Annotated in this window: 18 protein-coding genes; 5 read left to right on the forward strand and 13 right to left on the reverse strand. The window is 66.1% G+C overall.

Features of this window, described 5'->3' with window-relative positions; all coding sequences use genetic code 11:
* Positions 1–5 precede the first annotated feature (5 nt).
* Both NM2_RS23985 and NM2_RS23990 read left to right on the forward strand, forming a co-directional pair.
* Positions 6–296, forward strand: a complete 291-nt coding sequence (locus tag NM2_RS23985; RefSeq protein WP_067673050.1) for a hypothetical protein — start codon at positions 6–8, stop codon at positions 294–296.
* A gap of 96 nt (positions 297–392) precedes the next feature.
* Positions 393–1,850: an NAD-dependent succinate-semialdehyde dehydrogenase gene (locus NM2_RS23990; RefSeq protein WP_067673052.1), complete on the forward strand. Its 1,458-nt coding sequence runs from the start codon at positions 393–395 to the stop codon at positions 1,848–1,850.
* 168 nt (positions 1,851–2,018) lie between these two features.
* On the opposite strand, the gene NM2_RS23995 is transcribed toward NM2_RS23990, so the two are convergent.
* A complete protein-coding gene (locus tag NM2_RS23995; protein WP_067673054.1) occupies positions 2,019–3,479 on the reverse strand; it encodes an MFS transporter in 1,461 nt (486 codons plus the stop codon).
* 51 nt (positions 3,480–3,530) lie between these two features.
* Between NM2_RS23995 and NM2_RS24000 the strand changes: the two genes are divergently transcribed.
* Positions 3,531–4,013 (forward strand): nuclear transport factor 2 family protein, encoded by a 483-nt coding sequence (locus tag NM2_RS24000; RefSeq protein ID WP_067673056.1) that lies wholly within the window; start codon positions 3,531–3,533, stop codon positions 4,011–4,013.
* A gap of 33 nt (positions 4,014–4,046) precedes the next feature.
* Here the strand turns inward: NM2_RS24000 and NM2_RS24005 are convergent, their stop codons facing one another.
* The 9 genes from NM2_RS24005 to NM2_RS24045 all read right to left on the reverse strand — a co-directional run bounded on the left by NM2_RS24005 (position 4,047) and on the right by NM2_RS24045 (position 14,564).
* Positions 4,047–5,180 carry an NAD-dependent epimerase/dehydratase family protein gene (locus NM2_RS24005; protein WP_067673058.1) on the reverse strand — a complete coding sequence of 378 codons (1,134 nt, stop codon included), beginning with the start codon at positions 5,178–5,180 and terminating at the stop codon, positions 4,047–4,049.
* 33 nt (positions 5,181–5,213) lie between these two features.
* On the reverse strand, positions 5,214–5,732 hold the full coding sequence (locus NM2_RS24010) for a nuclear transport factor 2 family protein (protein WP_067673060.1): 519 nt from the start codon (positions 5,730–5,732) through the stop codon (positions 5,214–5,216).
* Between the two features lie 36 nt (positions 5,733–5,768).
* Complete coding sequence (locus NM2_RS24015; protein ID WP_067673063.1) at positions 5,769–6,305, reverse strand: nuclear transport factor 2 family protein; 537 nt, start codon at positions 6,303–6,305, stop codon at positions 5,769–5,771.
* A gap of 75 nt (positions 6,306–6,380) precedes the next feature.
* A complete protein-coding gene (locus tag NM2_RS24020; protein WP_067673064.1) occupies positions 6,381–6,785 on the reverse strand; it encodes a Zn-ribbon domain-containing OB-fold protein in 405 nt (134 codons plus the stop codon).
* The gene (locus NM2_RS24025) at positions 6,782–7,939 is read right to left on the reverse strand and encodes a thiolase family protein (protein ID WP_067673066.1); all 1,158 of its coding nucleotides are present in this window, start codon (positions 7,937–7,939) and stop codon (positions 6,782–6,784) included. Before NM2_RS24025 ends, NM2_RS24020 begins: the two co-directional genes overlap by 4 nt.
* Before the next feature lie 3 nt (positions 7,940–7,942).
* Positions 7,943–10,513: a CaiB/BaiF CoA-transferase family protein gene (locus tag NM2_RS24030; protein ID WP_084531492.1), complete on the reverse strand. Its 2,571-nt coding sequence runs from the start codon at positions 10,511–10,513 to the stop codon at positions 7,943–7,945.
* 57 nt (positions 10,514–10,570) lie between these two features.
* On the reverse strand, positions 10,571–11,431 hold the full coding sequence (locus NM2_RS24035) for an amidohydrolase family protein (protein WP_067673068.1): 861 nt from the start codon (positions 11,429–11,431) through the stop codon (positions 10,571–10,573).
* Positions 11,431–12,915 carry a flavin-containing monooxygenase gene (locus tag NM2_RS24040; RefSeq protein WP_067673070.1) on the reverse strand — a complete coding sequence of 495 codons (1,485 nt, stop codon included), beginning with the start codon at positions 12,913–12,915 and terminating at the stop codon, positions 11,431–11,433. Before NM2_RS24040 ends, NM2_RS24035 begins: the two co-directional genes overlap by 1 nt.
* A gap of 179 nt (positions 12,916–13,094) precedes the next feature.
* A complete protein-coding gene (locus tag NM2_RS24045) occupies positions 13,095–14,564 on the reverse strand; it encodes a carboxylesterase/lipase family protein (protein WP_067673073.1) in 1,470 nt (489 codons plus the stop codon).
* A 142-nt stretch (positions 14,565–14,706) separates the two neighbouring features.
* Between NM2_RS24045 and NM2_RS24050 the strand changes: the two genes are divergently transcribed.
* Both NM2_RS24050 and NM2_RS24055 read left to right on the forward strand, forming a co-directional pair.
* Entirely contained in the window at positions 14,707–16,428 is a 1,722-nt protein-coding gene (locus NM2_RS24050) for a class I adenylate-forming enzyme family protein (RefSeq protein ID WP_067673075.1), read from the forward strand.
* 128 nt (positions 16,429–16,556) lie between these two features.
* The gene (locus NM2_RS24055; protein ID WP_067673077.1) at positions 16,557–18,206 is read left to right on the forward strand and encodes a flavin-containing monooxygenase; all 1,650 of its coding nucleotides are present in this window, start codon (positions 16,557–16,559) and stop codon (positions 18,204–18,206) included.
* Between the two features lie 112 nt (positions 18,207–18,318).
* On the opposite strand, the gene NM2_RS24060 is transcribed toward NM2_RS24055, so the two are convergent.
* Genes NM2_RS24060 through NM2_RS24070 form a run of 3 tightly spaced genes read right to left on the reverse strand, consistent with a single transcriptional unit; the run spans position 18,319 to position 21,446 of the window.
* Positions 18,319–18,537: a ferredoxin gene (locus tag NM2_RS24060; RefSeq protein ID WP_218025972.1), complete on the reverse strand. Its 219-nt coding sequence runs from the start codon at positions 18,535–18,537 to the stop codon at positions 18,319–18,321.
* Between the two features lie 51 nt (positions 18,538–18,588).
* Complete coding sequence (locus NM2_RS24065) at positions 18,589–19,794, reverse strand: cytochrome P450 (RefSeq protein WP_067673079.1); 1,206 nt, start codon at positions 19,792–19,794, stop codon at positions 18,589–18,591.
* 23 nt (positions 19,795–19,817) lie between these two features.
* Entirely contained in the window at positions 19,818–21,446 is a 1,629-nt protein-coding gene (locus NM2_RS24070) for a GMC family oxidoreductase (RefSeq protein WP_169816234.1), read from the reverse strand.
* Positions 21,447–21,451 lie beyond the last annotated feature (5 nt).

Consider the following 21,451-nt stretch of genomic DNA (forward strand, 5'->3'; position numbering starts at 1 on the left):
CGCCCATGAAGATCGAACAGATCCGAGACCTGGCGCAACAAGCCGCTTACCTGCTCCCGGCCGCACCGATGGACAATGACGCGCTGAATTGGCTCAGCTGGCGCGAACTCGTGTGGGACACGGCCCATCGCCTCTCCGAGATCGGCGGAACGGCCCTGGCCCAAGCGGGCTATGCCCCGTCACACGATGTGGACCGCGGCGTGGTCTCGGCCGAGGATCTACTCGGACTGGCCACACAGCTGTATGCCGATATCGGACCGGCCGGCGCCTGCGAACTCAGCCGCGACCATCGATAGGACCGCGCCGTGCGACCGGGCTCGTCACGCCGATCGCAAGCCCCACTTACCTAGCGTCCTTATACATCTGCAGCCAAGTTAGACATAATAGTCAGCATGGTTACTGCACAATTAGGAAATTCCGGCCCGGCCGCTGACGTCCTCATCGGCGGCCGGTGGCGCCAGGGCGGGGCGGGCGAGTTCCCCGTCCACAACCCGGCCGATCGCAGCGTTATCACCACCGTTTCCAACGGCGATGTGGCCGACGCGAACAGCGCCGTCGACGCGGCCGCCGACGCCCTGCCGGGCTGGGCCGCGACGCCGCCTCGCGAAAGATCCGAGATCCTGCGTCGCGCCTTCGAATTGATGACGCAGGACCGCGAAGAGCTCGCGGCCCTGATCGCCGCCGAGAACGGCAAGTCGCTGTCCGACGCGCGCGGTGAGGTCGGATACGCCGCCGAGTTCTTCCGATGGTTCGCCGAGGAATGCGTTCGCAGCGGCGGCGGTTTCGGATCGTCGCCCGCCGGTGGCACCCGGACGATCGTGACCCACAAGCCGGTCGGAATCGCCGCCCTGGTCACACCGTGGAACTTCCCCGCCGCCATGGCAACCCGCAAACTCGCACCCGCTCTCGCGGCGGGGTGCACGACCTTGCTCAAGCCCGCGTCGGAAACGCCCCTGACCGCCCTCGCCATCGCTCGGCTGCTCACCCGCGCCGGGGTGCCCGACGGGGTCGTGAACATCGTGCCGACCCGGACATCCGGCGCGGTAGTGGGCACATGGCTGGCCGACCAGCGAGTACGCAAGATCTCCTTCACCGGGTCGACCGAAGTAGGACGTGTCCTGCTGCACCAGGCCGCCGACCGAGTCGTGAACGCCTCGATGGAGCTCGGCGGAAACGCACCGTTCATCGTCACGCAGGACGCCGACCTCGATGCCGCCGTCGCGGGTGCGATGATCGCCAAATTCCGCGGCGGCGGCCAGGCGTGCACCGCCGCGAATCGTTTCTATGTCCACGCGGACGTCATCGATGACTTCGCCCGGCGTTTCGGTGACGCGGTCGAGAAGCTGACCGTCGGCCCGGCCGCGGCGGGAGCGGATATCGGCCCGCTGATCTCGGCCAAGGCCGTCGAGGAGGTGACCGCGCTCGTCGACGGCGCCGTCGCGAAGGGTGCCCGGATCGCGCGGCAGGCGACCGTGGCCGACGGGGTCACCGGATTCTTCTTTCCGCCGACCGTTCTGGTCGATGTTCCCGCCGACGCGGACGTCGTACTTCAGGAGATCTTCGGCCCGGTCGCCCCGCTCGTCGCCTGGACCGACGAGGCAGCGGTGATCCGGGAGGCGAACCGTACCGAAATGGGTTTGGCCGCATATGTTTACGCGGGCGAATTGCAGCGGGCAGTGCGTATCGCGGAGGCGCTGGACTCCGGAATGATCGGCATCAACCGCGGTCTGGTGTCCGACCCCTCGGCCCCGTTCGGCGGTATGAAGCAGAGCGGCCTGGGCCGCGAGGGCGCCCGAGCCGGACTGGAGGAGTTCCTGGAGACGCAGTACTTCAGCGTCGACTGGTCGTGAGCTGACTTCGGTGCGGCGGGTCGATCCGACGAGGCGACATTCCGAATCGGTGGTGTTCGATCCGCCGCAACGTACTCGACGCGGTCATGGGCGGGTGCGTTCAGCACACTGAACGCACGCACCCAGCCGACGGCACCGGGACTCGAGTCGCGACGTATGCCGCGATGACTACTCGGCGAGGCCGACCGCGGCCGACGAGTTCGGATTCCGCCGCGACGAGTCCGCGGCCGACGGTGTAGCCGCGGCGAGGTCGCTCGTGCGGGTCTCCGGCAGGAAGCAGGCGAACCCACCACTCACCACGGCCGCGGCGATCATGAAGACCGCGACCCACACCGCGCTCGTGCCACCCGTGGCGGCGAAGATCGCGGCCGCGGCCAGCGGAGACAGTCCGCTGCCCAGCACCTGGGCGATCTGATAGGTGGTCGACACCGCTGTGTAGCGGATCTCGGTGGGGAACAGCTCGGTCAGCAGGACCGGAGCCACGGCCATCACGCAGGTGTTGATCGCGGCGAAATACACGAACAGCGCGGCGACGACCGCCACGGTCGAGCCCGTGTCGACGAGCAGGAAACAGGGGTAGGTGAACAGCGCGGTGGCGATGATCCCGCCCAGCACGACCGGTTTACGCCCGACGCGGTCCGACAGCGTCGCATAGAACGGCGTCGTCGCGATGGCCGCGATCTGCGCGAAGGTGACCGCCAGCAACGCTGTTTTCGCCGAGAAACCGGCATGCGGCGCGTACGAGATGATGAAGACGCCGAAAACCCCTTGGCCGCAATAGGCTCCGGCCTGGAAGAACACGGCCTGAACCACGTGGCGCGGGTACCTCCGCACCAGGGCGACGATCGGCATGACAGGTCGGCTCTCGGACCGCTGACGGACGAACAGCGGACTCTCCGGCACGCGGGATCGGAAGTACAGCCCGACACCCAGCAGCACGAAACTCCCCAGGAACGGAATTCGCCAGCCCCAGGACACCAGGTCCGGCGTCGGCAGGGACGCCACCAGGAACATGATCCCGTACGACAGCACCGATCCGCTGGGAGCTCCCATCGCGGCCGCGCTGCCGAACCGGCCGCGCCGCCCGTCCCGGGCGTGCTCGGTAGTCATGAGCACCGCACCGCCGTACTCACCGCCCACCGCGATCCCCTGGATCACTCGCAGCAGCACCAGCAGTACCGGTGCGAGACTGCCGACCTGCGCGTAGGTGGGCAGTAGGCCGATGATCCCGCTGGACAAGCCCATGATCGTCATCGTCGTGACCATCACCGTCTTGCGGCCGAGACGATCACCGAAGTGCCCGAACAGGATTGCGCCACCGATCCGGGCGAAATGGCCGGTGGCCAGGGTCGCCAGCGACACGATGGTGCCGACCAGCGGACTCAGGTCGGTGAAGAAGACCTTGTTGAACACCAGCGCCGCGGCTGACCCGTAGAGCAGGAAGTCGTAGTACTCCATCATCGTGCCGAGATAGCTGGACAGTGCCACCCGGCGGGCCTGACGTACTCGTTGTGATGAGGCCTCGTCTGGATACATAGCGTGGATCTCTTTCGAAAACAGTGCGATCCGGCGCAGCGGCCGGGGCAGATTGCCGTGCTCGATCGCGGCAGATCCTGTCGAATACGTCACTCCGGCAAGACAATCGAGATCGTCATACTATCATGCACAAATTATGTTGTAATGGAGTTTATGCTCGAAGACGAGGTTATGAACCACAACATCAACGTGCTACAGGACCGACTCGAGATCGAGGCCGCGCTGCGCGCCTACGCGTACGGACTCGATGAACGACGCTGGGAAGCATGGGAACTGGCCTTCACCGACGACGCGATCATCGACTTCACCCCGATGGGCGGCAAACGCGAGACCCCTGCCCAGATGCAGGCGCGGCTGTCCGTGCCCGACCCCGCCTGGCTGTTCGCGCAGCACCCGTTGATCAACACCGTCATCGAGATCAAAGGCGATGAGGCGCAGGCGTTCTCGGATTACCAGATGGAGACCGGTCGTCGCACGGACACGCCCGGTGAGATCATCCGCGTCTCCGGTGGCGGCTCCTACTCCGACCGGTTGCGCCGCACCAGCGACGGATGGCGCATCTACAACAGGTCGATCTCCTTGAAATGGCGTGAGCGTCGACGGGTTACGGACGAGATCTCCCGCTGAAGGATCTCACCGAGGACGGACCGCGGCTGATTGCTACCGCTGCCGATGATCGGCGGCGCCGGCTCGTTCGGGGTGCGGGTACGGGTGCGCGGCCACGGTCGCCTCGGACTGCATGACACGCAGTCCTGACATCGCCTCGCCGTACGCGGCGATCACGCGATCCTCCGCTGCGTAGTCGAAGGCGTCGATCATGTTGTCCACCACCTTCTTTCCCGGCGGATGGTCCAGGTACCAGCGCACGGTCGCGCCGAGCGCCTCCCGGGCCGGGACGATTTCGGTGTAGTGCAGCCGGTCGATGGCCTTGTGCACATCGACGAGGACATGGGCGGTGTGCGCCAACGGAAAGAGCCCACGCCCGGGTCCAGCGAACTCCCATGGGACAGAGACGATCTCGATCGTCCGTTCCATCGCCGCGGCCGTCATCTCGATCCACTGCGCCAGACTGTACTGCCGCAGATCGCCGGCATTGAAAACCTGCCCCGAGGCCCGCTCCGGGTTGTCGACCGCCGCCATGAGGAAACCGGCGGCGTTCTCGGCGGCGCAGCGCATCAGTATCGACAGCCCCGCGTCGGGAACGATCAACTGCCGCCGACCGTCCATGATCCTCTTGATGATCGACCACTCCCGCGGGTACAGCTGCCGCGGCCCATAGATCGACGGGTAGCGAAAGATCGTCGCGCGGAACGCTTCCCGACGGTGCAGATCGAATACATGGCGTTCGGACTCGTGGATGAGACGAGAGAACCGCTCACCATCGGACTCGATGTCCACCGGCGGGCGGGCGACGTCGGACGCGAACTCATCAGCCGAAACAGGAAGTCCGGCGGGAACGAGTCGCCCGGGTTCGTGATAGCCGGGATAGACCGGCAAACCGCTCACGGCGATGAACGCCTCGCACATACCGGCGATTGCGTCGGCGACATGCCGCAATCTCCCGTAGGTGGCGATCACGAGATCGAAGCGGCGGGAGCCCAGCGCCTGCTCGATCGATTCACGGAAATGCGGGTCGGCATGGATGTGCTCGAGGTCGTCCTGCTCGGCGAGTTCGTGCGAACCACGGTGCAGGACCACGACCTCGTATCCGCGCTCGGCCAGCCCGCTGACGATGTGCGGGCCGGTAGGTCCGGTTCCACCGATGACCAGAGCGGTTCTACTGGTTTCAGGCATCGGTATGTCACCGTCCGGGACGGGACGCGGGTATCACTCGCTCGCCCGCAGTATCCGCGCCGTGTCGGGCGCACCCACCATGCGGCGCTTACGTTCGGCGACCTGCCAGCGGCCGTCGACCCTGCGCAGGTGCCATTCGTTGATGGACGCGCTGACCAGCCGGATATCGAGACCGTCCTGGTGCAGGATGAACGAGTAGTTGTTGGCGACGGCCGCATCGCCCCGCACCGTGATCGACTGATTGTTGCCCTGCATATGCAGGCTGCGGCCGACGAATCCGTCTCCGTGTGCGGCGCTGCGGACGGAGAGGAAGTTCTTCATCTCCGCCAGGCCCTCCCAGCGAACGATGGCGTATGGATCGGGCTCGCGATCGGTCGACACGTCCATCACACAGTCCTCGGTGAACAGCCCGAAGTACTCGTCGTCGAGCTGAGCATCGGCGTAATAGCCGTATCTGGCAAGGAGTTCCCGGATCGCTTTCTCGTCCTCGAGGACGGCGAGCCGAGCCTCGAGGGCTTCGATTCGGTCGGCCAGGCTCCGGTCATGGCTCACGGCGACAACTCCTGTTCGTGCTCCGGGGACTACCCGTCAGCCGATCGACGTCTTGTGTTCCGAGTGCTCCGGCCAGGTGAGACGGGTGTAGGTCGGATCGCTCTTGTCCCGCGTACCCCGGAAGTGACCGCCCGGCACGGCGTTGGTGGCGGGAACGGTGCCGTCCCAGTCGATCACGACACGGCGATAGACCAGCTGCCAGCGGCCATCGATGCGCTGGAAGTAGTCGGCGTATCGGCCGATGGACTGGTACAGCGTGTCCGGGGTGGTCTGCATCCAGTACGCGAAGTACGTCTCGCCGTACGCCTCATCACCCTCGACGTCGAAGGTCGACTGCCCCATCAGGTGATAGAGGAACGGCGACGCCGTGGTGAATCCCGGGTTGTTGACGATGAATTCGGCGAATTCGTCACGGCCGCCCCGGAACCGTCCGTGGTCGTCGAAGGACTTCTCCGCGTAGCAGGCGAGGATGCCTTCGCGATCCTTCCGGTCGACCGCCCGCGCGATCCGGGCGACGAGCTCGGTGAGCTCGAGCTTGTCCGCGATCAGGTCCAGTCTGCTGTTGTCACCCATGACCAACTCCTGTCAAAGTTATTTTGTAATTATGTATATCAAGTAAGTAGGGGCGATCCGGCCGATTCGGCCGAATCAGTCCGCCGGACCGAACGCGGGCACCACCCCGTGCTCGCCGACCTCCCGGTAGCGCACGGTCAGTGGCATGCCCACCACCGCGTCGCCGGGATCCATGTCGACCAACCGGCCCAGCAGCCGCACGCCGCAGTCGAGTTCGACCAGCGCGACCGGATACGGGATCTGTTCCTTCAGGTCCGCGGCGTAGGCGCGGTGGTAGACGACGAAACTCCACAGCGTGCCGGTGCCCTCGACCTCGGTCCAGGTCGATTGCCGCGCAAGGCATTCCGGGCACACACCGGCGGCGGGCCAGCGGACGTAGGCGCACTCGTCGCAGCGCTGGAACACCAACCGCCCTTCCCGGGCGTTGTCCCAGAACGGCTGATCGTCACCGGTGAGACCGTAGGGAGCCGGGCTGGTCATGCGACGACCTCCTTGGCGAAGATCGTGCTGGCGGCCTTCATCATTCCGAAGGTGGAGCAGTACTGGGCGACTCGGACGTCATCGAGCTGACGCGCACCGGCCTCGCCGCGCATCTGCCGGACCAGCTCGCACAGGTGCAGGAAACCCCACATATAAGCCTCGGAGAGCTGCCCGCCGTTGGTGTTGAGCGGCAGCTTGCCGCCATATCCGATCGCGCCGGAGGTGAACGCCTCGCCCACGCCCCCGGGCTCGACGAAGCCGAACGCCTCGAGCATCTGCATCACCCACACGCTGGTCGGGTCCTGAATGTAGAGCGCGTCTACCGCGGATCGGTCCACCCCGGCAGCGGGAAAGATCCGCTCGGCGACCTGCCCCAGCCACGGACGCATCCACTGGTCGGCGTTCTGCCGGTCACGCAGACCGGTCTGCTGGGCGATGCCCATAACGTAGACCGGTTTGTCGGTCAGTTCCCGCGCGATGTCCTCCCGCGCGACGATCAGGCAGGCGCCGCCGTCGGAGATCATGCACAGATCGGCACGACGAAGGGGCGCAACCAGATACGGCGAGGCGAGGTAGTCATCGATCGTCAGCGGATCGCGGAAGATCGCCAGCGGATTCTCCTGGGCGTACTTGCGCTGCGAGACCGCGATCTGCCCGAGATCGGCTTCGGTTGTGCCGTAGAGCTTCTGATGACGCCGGAACGCCATACCGCCGATGCCCGCCACATTGAGGAAACCGTTGACCGTCGCGTCGTCCTGCCGGCCCAGCGGATACGCGAACCGATTCCCGGCACTGCGCTGATTGGTCCCGTAGACGATGGCGACCGTGGAAGCCAAGCCGGCGTCGATCGCCGCGACGGCCAGGTGCAAGGAGAAATTGCAGGTGCCGTAGTCGAGCGTGGCGCTGTAGGCGGGATTGAGCCCGGCGAGACGACCGATCTCGGTGTCGATCCCGAACCCGCCGTAGGACTTACAGGTGATCAGGCCATCGATCCGGGACTTGTCGATACCGGCGTCGGCGAGCGTGATGCGCAGCGCCTCGACGGCCACCTCGTCGGGTGCGATACCCGGCAGCTCGCCTTGCAGCGTGTTGCCGACGGCGACGACCGCGCTGCGACCGCGAATCGCGCCCGGCGTGTGCGAGGAGTCGGCCATGGATCAGATCACCCCCTCGGCGGCGAGCCCGTCGACGTCGTCCTTGGACAGGCCGAGCAACTCCTCGTAGACCTGGTAGTTGTGCTCGCCGTAGGTCGGCGCGGCCCGGCCCACCGGACCGCCGATGTACTGCGGGTTGTCGCTCAGCGACACCGAGGGCGCGGCGACGGGCCAGCGGCCGAAGTCGGTCGCGTCCAGTTCGGTGAGCCAGTTCAGCGCGCGCAGTTGCGGATCACGTTCGACCCGATCCTCGGCCGTCTGCACCACACCGGCGGCGATCCCGACGTCCTGCAGGCGCGTCATCAGCGAGTACCGCTCGCACTCCGCGGTCCACGAGCCGATCAGCGCGTCCAGATCGGCCCTGTTCTGTTGCCGCGCTTCGGATGTCGCGAATTCGGTCCGCTCCAGCCATTCGGGGTGACCGGCCTCCTTCGCCAGCCGCTCCCATTCGTCCTGACCGGCGCAGGTGATCGCGATCCACCGATCGTCGCCCGCACACCGGTAGATGCCCTCCGGGGCCGCGGTCGAATAAGGCGACCGGTTACCGGCACGCTCGTAGACCCGGCCGTTGACGCCGTGATCCAGCAGCGGAACCGCACCGAGGAACAGGCCCACCTCGCACTGCGAGGCGTCGATCCACTGCCCTTCGCCGGTCATCTCGCGGTGGTAGACCGCGGTGAGCAGGGCGAGCGCGAAGCTGTACGCGCCGTACCAGTCGAGATAGGAGTAGCCCCATCCCGCGGGCGGGAACGGGTCCGGCAGGCCGCTCATCTCGGAGATGCCCGAGAACGCTTGCGCCACAGGGCCGACCGTCCTGAACCGTCCGTAGACACCCTTGCTGCCCATACCGGACTGCTTGGCGTAGATGATCTTCGGATTGATCTCCCGCAGCACGTCGTAACCCAGGCCCCACGCCTCCATCACGCCGGGCGAGAAACCCTCGGCGACGATGCTCGACTCGGCGACCATGCGCTTGGCCAGGCGCAGACCCTCGGGATGCTTGACGTTGAGCGAGATACCCCGCTTGCCGGGGTTCTTGTTGTTGTACTGCGCACCGACCGGACCGCCCTGATCGGCGGGCCAGCGCGAGGGCACCGGTCCGGTCGCGCGCTCGCGCGCCTCCCGCCCGCCGACCGGCGCACCGCCTCGGCGCGGATCGAGGTTCTTGTGCCACTCGACCTTGATGACGTCGGCACCGAGCGCGGCCAGGAACCGAGTGGCACCGGCGGAGGCCAGCATCCAGGTGAAGTCGAGCACCCGAATCCCTTGCAGCGCAAAGGGAAGACCGTGCGGGGAGAGTCGTTCACTCTCGACACGCGGCAGGTACAGCGGCTTCGCGGGCGTGCGGGGCGCGATCTCCAGAATCGAGCGCCGATCCTCGTCGAGCAGCGGCGCGCGGCGGCCGGTGACCCAGTTCGAACCCTGGGTCACCCATTTGCTCGTCGGGTAGCGGAGGGACTTGCCGAGTTCGGGATGTTCGACATCGGTGTAGGTCTCGCGCTCGAGCCAGTGCTCGTCCTGCGCGCTCTCGTGCGGTTTGCGCACCGGAACCCACATCAGCCCGGCCTGCTGGGCTTCCCGCCACGGAACCGAGTCGAACATGTACCGCCGCATGGTCTGCTCGACGACGTCCATATTGCTGGCCGCGCCGCCCTCCATGCCGGGCAGCACGCGGGAGTCCTTCTCGGTCTCCTCGCTCCCGTCGCTGATGGTGCCGCCGACGCCCCACTCGTCCAGGAAAGGCCCGAGCAGCTTGGCATTTCGCGTCATGGCCAGGTACCAGCGACCGTCCTTGGTGCTGAAGATGGTGCGATGACGCGAGACGTTCGGCGCCGAGTGACGGCACGTCTGCCGGTTGAACGGCGTGCGCAGCGCGACCCACGACATCAGGTCGCCCTCGGTGTTCTTGGCCACCGCCTCGTGGATCGCGCACGACAGGTGCTGTCCGTGCCCGGTCCGGTTCCGCACGCTCAACGCCGCGACCAGAGTGAACGCCATCTGCTCACCGGCGATGGCGTACGAGTGGCCCAGCTGCGGCGCGATCGGCGGAGTGTCGTAGACCAGCTTGGGATCCGGGTCGTAGCCGTTGTTCATCACCACGCCGCCGAGCGCGAGATGCACCAGGTCCGAAGACTTCAGATGGGCCTGCGGCCCGGTCTCGCCGAAGGGGGTGATCCGGCCGTAGATCAGCCGCTCGTGGCGGGCGCGCAACTCGGCGCTGCCCAGGCCCAGACCGTCCAGGTAGCCCAGCGGGGTCGAATCCAGGACGATGTCGGCCGCCGCGACGAGACGTTCGTAGTCGCCGCGTCCCTCGGCGGTGTCGAGGTCGAGAACGATCGACTGCTTGCCCCGGTTGTACGCCCAGAAGTGCAGCGACCGTTCCGGGTCGGGGGTGTCGTCCACGAACGGGCCGAGCGCACGCGTCGGGCTGCCGCCGGGCGGTTCCACCTTGATCACCTCGGCGCCGAGACCGGCCAGCACCAGACCGCAGTATTCGCCCTGCTGATCACCGACTTCGATGACCCGGACCCCGGCGAGCGAGCCACCGTTTCCGGCTGTTTCCGATGAGGTCATTCTGCTCCTCCGTGATGAGCGCGGCGCGCGAACCACCGCTGCGACGTCTGGGACATGTCAGGCCGCCTCCGGCCAGCCGAGCCATGCCGCGATGGCCTCCCCGAGGACGAGATCCCTTTCGGGAGTGGTCAACTCGGGGGTGTGCTGCACGAAGACATCCACCAGCTGCTCGTAGGGCACCGGGAGCCGGGACAGGTCCGAGCCCCAGAAGACTCGATCGGCGCCGAACGCCTCGACCAACCGGTAGACGGCCGACGAAATGGACGGGAAGGGATAGGGCTCGCGGACGAAACACGGCAGCGCCGAAGCCTTCACCGCGATCCCGGGATACTCGGCGAGCGCGAGCAACGGTTCGATCGCCTCGACCAGCGGCCGCTCGGCGTTCTCGACCGCGGCGTGATCGACCGCGATCCGCAGGCCCGGATACGTGCGAGCCAGGTGCGCGTAGAGGTCGTACCGGCCGGGTGCGTAGATGCTCAGCGGAACGCCGAATTCCTGTGCGGCGGCGAAGAATCCGCTCGAGGTCGCACGTTCCAGGGTGCCCGCGACATCGCCCCGGTTGAGTGACATCCGAATTGCCAAGCGGCCGGGCACATCTCGCCAGTGCGCCAGCTCCTCGACCGCCCCGGGGTCGCCGGTCGCGAAACGGCAGATCGCCCCGAACCGCGCGGGTTCGGCCGCGGCGGCGGCCAGCACGTAGTCGTTGCGAGAGCCCTCCCAGGTCGGCGCGAGCAGCAGCGCGGCGCTCACGCCCGCGCGGGCCATCGACTCCCGGACCTCCGGGACCTCGAGCGGGACCGCGCGCTGCGGTTCGATCGCGTCCGCCGGCCAGGGACGTTCGGGCGTAGCGGCCTTCCACACGTGGATCTGAGCGTCGATCACGCGCGAACGAGAGGCCGGGACCTGATCCGATGTCATCAGCGCGACCGTTCCCGCGGCTTCGACGCGGCCAGCGGATACTCGTCGAAGTCGCTCATCTCCAGCTTCTCGTACTGCGCCTCGTGCTCGGCCCGGGTGAACGGCCAGATGACCGGAACGCCGACGGTCTGGCTGTACCAGTTCTTGCCTTCGGAGTAGGTCGTGCCGGGCAGCGCGTCCAGCACTTTCTGCAGGAAGGCGTCGGTCGCCTGCTGCGTGGGCGCGTAGCCGCGCTTCGTCCGGGCGATCACGTCGAAAAGCCGCATCAGATAACCGACTTCGTGCGCGAGCGTCGTCGGGATCGAGAGGGAGTTGACCGGGGCGAACGGTCCGCACAGTAGGAAGAAGTTCGGGAATTCCGGCACACCGATCGCCCGGAACGCCGCGACACCCTTGCTCCATGCCTCGTCGAGCGTCCCGCCGTCGGGGCCCACCACGTTCATCGGGCGCATGTACGCGTGGGCGTCGAATCCGGTTGCCCAGATGATCACGTCCAGTTCGTGCAGGGTCCCGGACTCGTCCACGATTCCGTTGGGCTCGACCCGCTGGATCCCGCCGAAGACCGGGTGCACGTTCGGCTGCTGCACCACGCGGTAGTAGTCCGGCGTCTTGGCGATGCGCTTGACGCCGAGCGGCTCGGTCGGGGTGAACTTCGCGCGCAGCTCGGGATCGGGGATCTCGTCGTGCAGCATCTTCAGGAAGCGCCGCTTCATCTCTTCGCGGTCGGGCCCCGGCACCAGACGCCACGTCTCGTTGCCGTCGGTCCGCACACGCTGTGCCGCCATGCGTTTGTCGTAGCGAGCCGCCAGCCGCGGAATGCGCAGCTGGATCCGCTCCCACAGCGAGTACGGCGGATTGTCCTTCACCTGCATCCACTGCGGCGTCCGGATGAAGTGGGTGACCTCGTTGCCGAGTTTGCCCAGCGCCGAAGTGATCTGCACCCCACTGGATCCGGTACCGACGACCCCGTACCGCAGCGAGCGATCCGACAGGTCGATCGAGTGATCCCACTGCGAGGAATGAAAGGCGCGGCCGCGGAAGGTTTCCGCGCCGGGCACCTTCGGCACCGAGGGCATCCGGAGGAATCCGGAGGCCGCCACGACGATGTCGAACGTCGCGGCCGAGCCGTCCGCGAGGGTGACCTGCCACGCGCCGTCCTCCCAGACGGCCGCTTCGACTTCGGAGCCGAAACGGATGTGCGGCAACAGATCCTGATTGCGCGCGAAGCCCTGGAGGTAGGACCGCACCTCGGAGCCCGGCGCGTAGCGCTTGGTCCAATGGAAGCTGCGCGCGAACGGGAATTCGTAGTTGCGGGTCAGCACGTCGACATGCAACCCCGGGTAGGTGTTGGTGTCCCAGGTGCCACCGGCGGCGTCGCGCTTCTCGTAGATCGTGAAGTCCAGACCGGCCTGCTTCAGGTGGTAACCGAGAAACAGTCCCGACATCCCGGCGCCGACTACCGCCACCCGCAATGGCTGCTGCATTCCCACGTCTCCGTTCTGCGCCCCCGACGTTGCGACGAACGCACGTCGTTGCGACAAACACCCAAAACCATAATCTAGGATAGTTATATCATAGTACTGAACACGATTAAATCTCACCGAGGGCCGGTGGACGCCTCGTCCATCGACTTTCTTCCACAACTAGGATGGAAGTCACACCATCAGAGCCTCTGCTCCCAGATCCGGCGCCGGTAAGCATCGGGATCTGTGACCGTCACGCTCTCGGTTTCGATACGGCGCACCCGACGGCCGTCGTCGTAGACCGGCCAGCCCGGATCGCCACCGGCGATGAATCTCACCCAGGTCGAATGAACGACGTCGGCCAGCGCCTGGGGTGCGTCCGCTCCCCTGAGCTGCTTCCCCCACGGATCGGCGAGAGTGTCGAAGACGAAGGGGATCTCGATGGTGTGGCAAGCGCCGAGCCTGCCGTCGAATGTGCCCGGCTGCCAGGCGAACTCGTATACATATGCGGACGATCCCGCGGCGTGACGCGCCTCCGCGTAGCGAATCGAGGGCACCCGGCAGAACCAGTCGGACTGGATCGCGACGAAAAGATCCGCGGGCCCAGCCGCAGGCAGATGCTCGCGGTAGGCGGCGATGACGGCTCCCGCGTCGACACCCAAGCGCGCCACCGTGCCGTGCAGCATCTCGTCGGTCATGGTGTCCGCCAAGCCCGTCGGCGCGGAGAACAGACCGTACTCCTGCCCGTTCCACCCGAGCAGCAGATCCACCGTGCTGCTCGCACCGGCGCGGGCGGCCTCGACAGGGTGCCGAGGCAGAGTGTCGCCATCGATGACCGGTTGCAGCACCAGACGGGTGAACGGCGCGAATCGAGGGTCCTTACCGGCGCTGAGCCGCCCGATCACCGTATTGGTGGCCTGATGGAGAGTCTCGACCGGAACAGTATCCAGCGACGCGGCCGTCGGCTCCAAGTCCAGTTCGATGCCGAGCTCCCGGGTGACGATCGAGGCGACCTCCGCGGTGTGGACGTGATGGCCGTCCCCGCTCTGCGAGATCGCCCGGCGGATCAGCCCTTCGCTCCGCGGCATCGCCAAGAGGGTCAGCACACTCATCGCTCCGGCGGACTCCCCGGCGACGGTGACGCGCTCGGGATCGCCGCCGAACGACGCGATATTCGCGCGCACCCAGTCCAGTGCGGCGAGCTGATCGAGCAGACCACGGTTGGCGACCTGGTCCGGCAGCAGCAGAAAGCCCTCGACGGCCAATCGGTAATTGATGGTGACCACCACTACACCGCTGCGGGCGAAGGCGGAGCCGTCGAAGGCGGTCGTCGAGCCCGCGCCGGTCGCGAAGCCGCCGCCGTGGATCCACACCAGCACCGGGCGACTGCCGACCGTGCCCGGAGTCCAGATGTTGAGGTTGAGCCCGTTGCGTCCAGGCCGAACCGGGTCCGGGAGCAGCGCGTCGATGACCGCCGATCGCTGCGGAGGGGTCGACACGGTCGGGCCGTATCGCGTGGCATCGTGCACGCCCTCATGCGGCACAGGCGGTTCCGGCGCCGCGAAGCGCAGCGCTCCGACCGGCGCGGCCGCGTAGGGGATCCCCTTGAAAGTCAGCACGTCACCGACCCGCGCGCCACGGAATGTCCCCTGCGGGATCGTCACCTCCATGCCGGAGCCTCCAGCCAATCTTGTCGTTGTCGTCATGCGCACGATTGATACGGCGGCGCCGCAGCTGCCGCGCATCCCTATCTATCGTCTAATTGTGCCACTTTGCTACTATGACACAATAGTGAAAGGGAGGCGTGACGCAATGGCGTTGTCCGACAAAGAACGACTCGAACTCCTGACCACCCCCGGAGCGGCGTTCCCGCTCCAGGACCGCACGGTGGACGGACACACGTACCAAGTCTTCGACCGCGAGCCTCGGACACTGCGAAATGCCTTCGCGGAGATGAGAACCCACGGCAGCGCCCGTGCGATCGGCTACCGCGACGAATACTGGTCCTACGACGACCTGTGGTCGGAGATGACGGCGGTGGCCCATGCGCTGCGGGACCGGCACGGGGTCGTCGCCGGTGATCGAGTCGGCATCGCCATGCGCAACTACCCCGAGTTCGTCATGATCTTCGGTGCGATTCAACTACTGGGCGCGGTCGCCGTGCCGTTCAATGCCTGGCTCAAAGGCCCCGAACTGGCCGAGCTCGTCGTCGAGGCCGCACCCGTGGCACTGTTCGCCGATCGGGAACGCGTCGAGCTCGCGCGCGGCCTCGAATTCGCCGGCGGCGCGACGGCCACGACACTGGTGGGCGTGCGGTGCCCGGCCACCGAAGGCGTTGTCGCATACGAGGATCTGCTCACCGATCGACGCCCGGCCGCGTCATCCCACGCTCCCGAGGTCGAGGTCTCCCCCGACGACATCTCGACCATCCTGTTCACCTCGGGCACCACCGGACGCCCGAAAGCGGCCGCACACAGCCACCTCAACCACTCCGCATCGCTGCTCAACAAGCTGATTCGGGCGGTGAAGGTCGATGTCCCCGCGGACGGCGGCCCGGTCCGGGTCTCCCCCGCCCCGCATTCCTGCAAGCTGGTGACCTTCCCGTTCTTCCACATCGCGGGAATCAACACCATGTACAACAGCCTCTACGCCGGTCAGACATTGATCCTGATGTACAAGTGGGACGCCCACGAGGCGATCCGCCTGGTCGAGCAGGAGAAGGTCAACGAGATCTCCGGGCCGCCCTTCATCGTGCAGACGTTCCTGGAAGCGGCCCGCGAAGGCAGCGCGGACCTGAGTTCCCTCCGCGTCCTCGGTATGGGCGGAGCGGCAGCGCCACTCGGAGTGATCGCCGAAGCCCGGAAGGTGCTGGGGCCGGACATCTTGCCGCGCACCGGATACGGAATGACCGAGACGACCTCGGGCGTCGTCGCGATCTCCGGCGCCGACTTCGAACAACGTCCGACCAGCGTCGGCCGACTGCTCCCGACGGCCGAGATCGGCATCATGGACAACAACGGCGAACTGCTGGGCGTCGACGAGGAAGGCGAGGTCGCATTCCGTGGCCCGCAAGTCATCCGGGGATACGCGGGCATCGCGGACAGCCCCGACTTCCGCGACGGATGGTTCTTCACCGGCGACATCGGCCGCGTCGACAAGGACGGATTCGTCTACCTGGTAGGCCGGGTCAAGGACATCGTGATCCGCGGCGGGGAGAACATCAACTGCTCGGAAGTCGAAGCCTGCCTGTCCAGTCATCCCCATGTCATCGAGGCCGCGGCCCTGGGCGCACCACACCCCACCCTCGGTGAGGAACTCGTCGCCATCGTCCACGTGCACACCGACAGCACGGTCGACGTCGATGAGCTGCGCGACTATGCCGCCGAGCGGCTCGCGAAATTCAAGGTTCCGGTCCGGATCGCGATCATTCACGAGTTCCTGCCGCGCACGGCGAGCGGCAAGGTCATCAAGCGCGAACTGATCGGCCAACTCGGCCTCGGCTGGCTGCTCGGGCCGGAGACGGCCTCCGCGTGATCACGACCGATTCGTAAGAAGTTTTTATTAATGATCAAGTTGTGTTACAACCATGGAAGAGTTAGCCTACGAAAAGGGCCGCTTCTCGTATGGGGGAGCGACGCCGAGGTGTCCAGAGGAGTTTCCAAATGACCGCTACCGAGACCGAGACGACCACGACGGAGGCGACCACCTTCGACGTCCTCGTGATCGGCGCCGGAATTTCCGGCATGTATCAGCTTCACCTGCTGCGTGAGGAAGGGCTGTCGGTCCGCGTCCTCGAGGCCGGCAGCGACGTCGGCGGGACCTGGCACTGGAACCGTTACCCCGGCGCCCGGCTGGACTCCGAGTCGTACAGCTACCAGTACGCGTTCACGACCGACCTGCTCGAGGATTGGGACTGGAGCGAACTCTTCTCGGGCCAGCCGGAACTCGAGCGCTACTTCCAGACGGTGGCGGATCGTTACGATCTGCGTCGCGACATCGAGTTCGACACCCGCGTCACCGCAATGACTTTCGACGAGCAGGCGAACACCTGGAAAGTCACGACCGATACCGGGAAGACCTTCGTCGCGCCGCTGGTCATCACCTGCACCGGCGTGCTCTCCGCGCCGATCTACCCGCACATTCCCGGGATCGACCGGTTCCGCGGCGAGAGCTATCACACCGCGCTGTGGCCCAAGGAAACCGTGACCTTCGAGAACAAGAAGGTCGTCGTCATCGGTACCGGCGCCACCGGCATCCAGGCCATCACCGAGGTCGCGAAGACCGCGGGGCACCTCACCGTCTGCCAGCGCACCGCGAACTGGGCTGTGCCGCTGCGTAATCAGGCGATGACGCCCGAGCGGATGGCCGAAATCCGTGCCGGATACCCCGACATGTTCGAGAACCTGCAGCACACCTTCAGCGGCTTCCTGCACGACTGGGATCCGGTGCCGACTACCGCCTACAGCCCCGAAGAACTCCAGGAGCGGTTCCAGAAGGCATGGGACGGACCGGGTTTCGCGAAGTGGATGGGGCTGCCCAACGACATCGCCACCAGCGCCGAAGCCAATCAGAAGTGGTGCGACTTCCTGGTCGAGCGAATCAAGGAGCGGGTCTCCGATCCGGCGACGGCCGCCCGCCTGACCCCGAACGACCACTATTTCGGCACCAAGCGAGTGCCCTGCGAGAGCGGCTATTACGAGGTCTTCAACCAAGAGAACGTCGACCTGGTCTCGCTGAAGGAAAATCCCATCGTGGAGATCACCGAGACCGGTGTGCGCACCGAGAGCGGTGACATCGACGCGGACATGATCATCTTCGCCACCGGTTTCGAAGCCTTCAGCGGTGCGCTCAAGCGGATCCATATCACCGGCGTCGGTGGGCGGACTCTCCAGGAAGCGTGGTCGGACGGTCCCGTGACCTACCTGGGCGTCCAGGTGGCGGGCTTCCCCAACCTGTTCATCATGGGCGGTCCGCACGGCAAGGGCGGCCACGGCAACGGCCCGCGCTGCGCGGAGAAGGTCCAGGAGTGGATGACGGACTTCGCGAAGCACATTTTCGACGAGTCCATCGTGCGAGTCGAGGCCGATCCGCAGGCACAGCTCGAATGGTCCGACGAGGTACAGGAGCGCGCGATGAAAGGTCTGATGGCACAGACCAAGTCGGCCTTCTTCGGAGACAACCTCGCGGACGACGACCCGAACAAGCCGCGCAAGCGCACCTATCTCGCCTACGTCGGCGCGCTCGACGAATACGTGGACCGGCTGAAGAATCTGACCAAGAACGGATACCCCGGATTCGTGATCACCTCGTAGGTGATCCTGCCCGGCAGATGATGAACGGGTTGCCACGTCGATCGACGTGGCAACCCGTTTTCGTTCGGAACCGACAGCCGGTGAACCTCCGGCACCCGGCTCGTACCGCGAGTTATCCGGTGATTTCCCGAATCGATATCGCCCCCTCGGGGCAGGAGAACGCGATGTCGTCCATGGCCCGCCGTTCACCACTGGGGAACGCGCGCTCGTTCACCTGGCCGTAGCCGACGTCGTCGGAAACGAACGCATCCGGCGCGAGTACGAAGCAACGCCCGTGCCCCGCGCAGATATCCGTGTCGATCGAAAACCTCAGTCGCGCATCGTCATTCATGATCTACTCCCTCGCTATCGGCCGACCCGAGTCGACCGCTGATCCTGCTGTTCACTGATCCGTCAGTCCGGGAAACCGCAGCGGCAGATTGTGGAGTTGTTGCATGAACGATCCGTAGCGGTGACTCGGCACCCACCCCGGCGTCACCGAGTACTCCGGGATCCGCTCGTGCCACACTTCGAGCGCGATGCGCATCTCCACCCGGGCCACGTGGGAGCCGATACAGCGATGCACACCCAATCCGAATGCGGTGTGCCGGTTGGGTGAGCGATCCAGTTGGATCCCCTCCGCCAACCGGCGATCCGCGGCGGCCCGGGCGAGGAAGATGCGGTCGCCGGGTTCGATCTCGACGCCGTTCAGCGTGCCCGCCTGCTTGGCCACCCGGGTGTTCGATCCGCCGGTGTTGTAGACGCGGGTCAGCTCCTCCAACGCCGACGGAATCAGCGTCGGATCACTCACGATCGATCGACGGTCCTCCGGATGCGTGGCCAGGTGGTAGAGCACATAGGCCAACTGGGTACTGGTGGTCTCCTGACCGGCGATGAAAGTCAGCGAACCGATGCCCAGCAGCGTCGGTTCCGCGATCTGTTCGCCGTCGACCCGCAGGTTCACCAGGGCCGTGGCCAGGTCGTCGCGCGGCTCGCGCCGCCGCAACTCGAACAGCTGACCGATCAGGCCCTCGATCTCCTCCTCGATCGCGCGCCGCGCCTCGGCGGTCGGGAAGTCGAACGCCGCCTTCTCCGCCAACTCGAACATCCGTTGCATGTCACCGCCCTCGAACCCCATCCAGCCGAGAAAGAACCGGGACGGCAGTTGGGAGGCGAAATCACGAGTGACGTCGCATGATCGCTTGTCGAAGATTCCGTCGATGAGCTCGTGACACAACTCGCGTATCCGGGGTTCGAGTGAGATCAGCTGGTTCGGCGCGAAAAGCGGGATGAGGGCCTTGCGGTATCCGGTATGTTCCGGCGGATCCATCGAGAGCGGCGGAACATGCAGTGTCACACGCTCTTTGGTGAACGCCATCTCCGTCGGCGAACTCGACCAGACCGCCGGCGCCTGCAGAACCGCCTTGACGGTGTCGTAGTCGGCCGCGACGAAGAAGCCACGATTGACCGGACTGTAGAAAAGCGGGGCCACCGATCCGGCCGCATCCCACATCTCGTGCGGATCGACACCCCATCGCTCGTCGCCCTCGAGATCGAACGAATGGACCGGTATACCGGCGCTCCGCGCTCGCTCCAACATCGTGGCCATCGGAACCTACCTTCTATTGATACTCATTGCGCCGCAGCGCCTTTCAGAATCAGATCGGCGGCGATCCACGCGAGGGCCATGGTGGGCGCCACGCAGTTGCCCGAGGGCTCCCAGCGCAGCACCGACGCGTCGGCGACCCGCAGGCCGGTTGTGCCACGCACCCGAAGCTCACCGTCGACCACATCGGTGTCGGCGGGGCCCATCGCGCAGCTACCCAGCGTGTGATAGCCGGAATTACCGCGGTTCAGCCCGTACGACAGGATCTGCTCATCGGTCGAGATGCTCGGGCCGGGTTCGAGTTCCTCGGACACGTACTCGGAAAGCGGTGCGGTAGAGACGATCTCGCGGGCCTTGCGGAAGCCCTTGATCAGCAGTTGCCGGTCGTGCTCGGTGGCCAGGAAGTTCGGCACGACCTTCGGCGCGTCGGACACGTGCCTGCCGGTGATGTGTACCGAGCCCTCGCTGGTGGGGTGCAGGCCGAAGGTGACGAACCGGGCGCCGGGTTCCTTGTCGACCACCAGCCGCCCGGTCATCGGGTTGACCGACGACGTCGAGATCGGCGTGAAGAATGCCTGGGTATCGGGGCGATCCGACGCGGGGTCCGACGCGTACATCGCGGTCAGACCGAATCCGCCGTGCGCGATGAGGCCGCGGCGAGTGAACAGATACTTGAAGCCGGTCCACATCTGCCGCATCGTGCTTGATGCCTGCCAGTTGTAGCCGCGGATGTTGCGGAGCTTGAACTGGAACAGGATGCCCCGGTGCTCGCGCATGCCCTCGCCCACCCGCGGGCTGTCGACCACGACCGGAATGCCCAGGCTGTTCAGCAGATCGGCTTGACCGACGCCGGACCGCTCCAGCAGCATCGGCGATTCGAAGGCTCCGGCGCACAGGATCACCTCGCGGCGCGCCTTGTAGGTGACCGGGGTGACGCCGCGCCGCAGCGCCGAGACACCGACCGCCCGGGTGCCCTCGAACAGGATCCGATCCACCTCGGTGTGCAGGGCGACGGTCAGATTGCGCCGTCGCCGCGCGGGACGCACCAGCGCGCGGGACGCGCTCACCCGCAGACCGCGCCAGATGCTCGAAGCGACGTACGACACCCGGTTGTTGTCGCTGCCGTTCATATCGTCCTCGTAGTCGATGCCGTTCTTCACCATCGACTCGATCAACAGATCGGAGACCTCCTCGCGCGGCCGGGCGATGGAGATCCCGACCGGACCCTTGTCACCGCGGAAATAGGTTCCCCCCAGCTCGTGGCGCTCCAGGGCACGGTAGGCGGCACAGAACCTCTCCCAGTTCCAGCCCGTGAGACCGATCTGCTCGTACCGGTCGTAGTCGGGGGCCCAGCCGCGATTCCAGACCATGCCGTTGATCGTGGTCGAGCCGCCCAGGACGCGACCTCGGTGCCAGACCTCGTGCGCGCCGTCGCCGTATTTCTCGGTCACGTAGTCCTTGGCGTACTTCTTGTTGTTGAGCGTGAAGTAGAAGCCCTTGGGCACCAGGTGGATCGGCGCGGAGTCGGGCCCGCCCGCCTCGATCAGCAGAACCGAGATCTCCGGGTCCGCGCTCAATCGGGAGGCCAGCACGGATCCGCTGGCACCGGAGCCGACGATGACGTAATCGAACTCGGTCCTGTCAATGGCGTTCACGAAGC

Origin of the sequence: Nocardia miyunensis NBRC 108239, from assembly GCF_001613065.1 — a bacterium.
GTDB classification, from domain to species: Bacteria; Actinomycetota; Actinomycetes; order Mycobacteriales; family Mycobacteriaceae; genus Nocardia; species Nocardia miyunensis.

Coding starts and splice junctions, on each gene's coding strand:
- NM2_RS23985 (WP_067673050.1), top strand. CDS start 6: ATGAAGATCGAACAGATCCGAGACCTGGCGCAACAAGCCGCTTACCTG.
- NM2_RS23990 (WP_067673052.1), top strand. CDS start 393: ATGGTTACTGCACAATTAGGAAATTCCGGCCCGGCCGCTGACGTCCTC.
- NM2_RS24000 (WP_067673056.1), top strand. CDS start 3,531: ATGGAGTTTATGCTCGAAGACGAGGTTATGAACCACAACATCAACGTG.
- NM2_RS24005 (WP_067673058.1), bottom strand. CDS start 5,180: ATGCCTGAAACCAGTAGAACCGCTCTGGTCATCGGTGGAACCGGACCT.
- NM2_RS24015 (WP_067673063.1), bottom strand. CDS start 6,305: ATGGGTGACAACAGCAGACTGGACCTGATCGCGGACAAGCTCGAGCTC.
- NM2_RS24020 (WP_067673064.1), bottom strand. CDS start 6,785: ATGACCAGCCCGGCTCCCTACGGTCTCACCGGTGACGATCAGCCGTTC.
- NM2_RS24025 (WP_067673066.1), bottom strand. CDS start 7,939: ATGGCCGACTCCTCGCACACGCCGGGCGCGATTCGCGGTCGCAGCGCG.
- NM2_RS24030 (WP_084531492.1), bottom strand. CDS start 10,513: ATGACCTCATCGGAAACAGCCGGAAACGGTGGCTCGCTCGCCGGGGTC.
- NM2_RS24035 (WP_067673068.1), bottom strand. CDS start 11,431: ATGACATCGGATCAGGTCCCGGCCTCTCGTTCGCGCGTGATCGACGCT.
- NM2_RS24040 (WP_067673070.1), bottom strand. CDS start 12,915: ATGCAGCAGCCATTGCGGGTGGCGGTAGTCGGCGCCGGGATGTCGGGA.
- NM2_RS24045 (WP_067673073.1), bottom strand. CDS start 14,564: ATGGAGGTGACGATCCCGCAGGGGACATTCCGTGGCGCGCGGGTCGGT.
- NM2_RS24050 (WP_067673075.1), top strand. CDS start 14,707: ATGGCGTTGTCCGACAAAGAACGACTCGAACTCCTGACCACCCCCGGA.
- NM2_RS24055 (WP_067673077.1), top strand. CDS start 16,557: ATGACCGCTACCGAGACCGAGACGACCACGACGGAGGCGACCACCTTC.
- NM2_RS24060 (WP_218025972.1), bottom strand. CDS start 18,537: ATGAATGACGATGCGCGACTGAGGTTTTCGATCGACACGGATATCTGC.
- NM2_RS24065 (WP_067673079.1), bottom strand. CDS start 19,794: ATGGCCACGATGTTGGAGCGAGCGCGGAGCGCCGGTATACCGGTCCAT.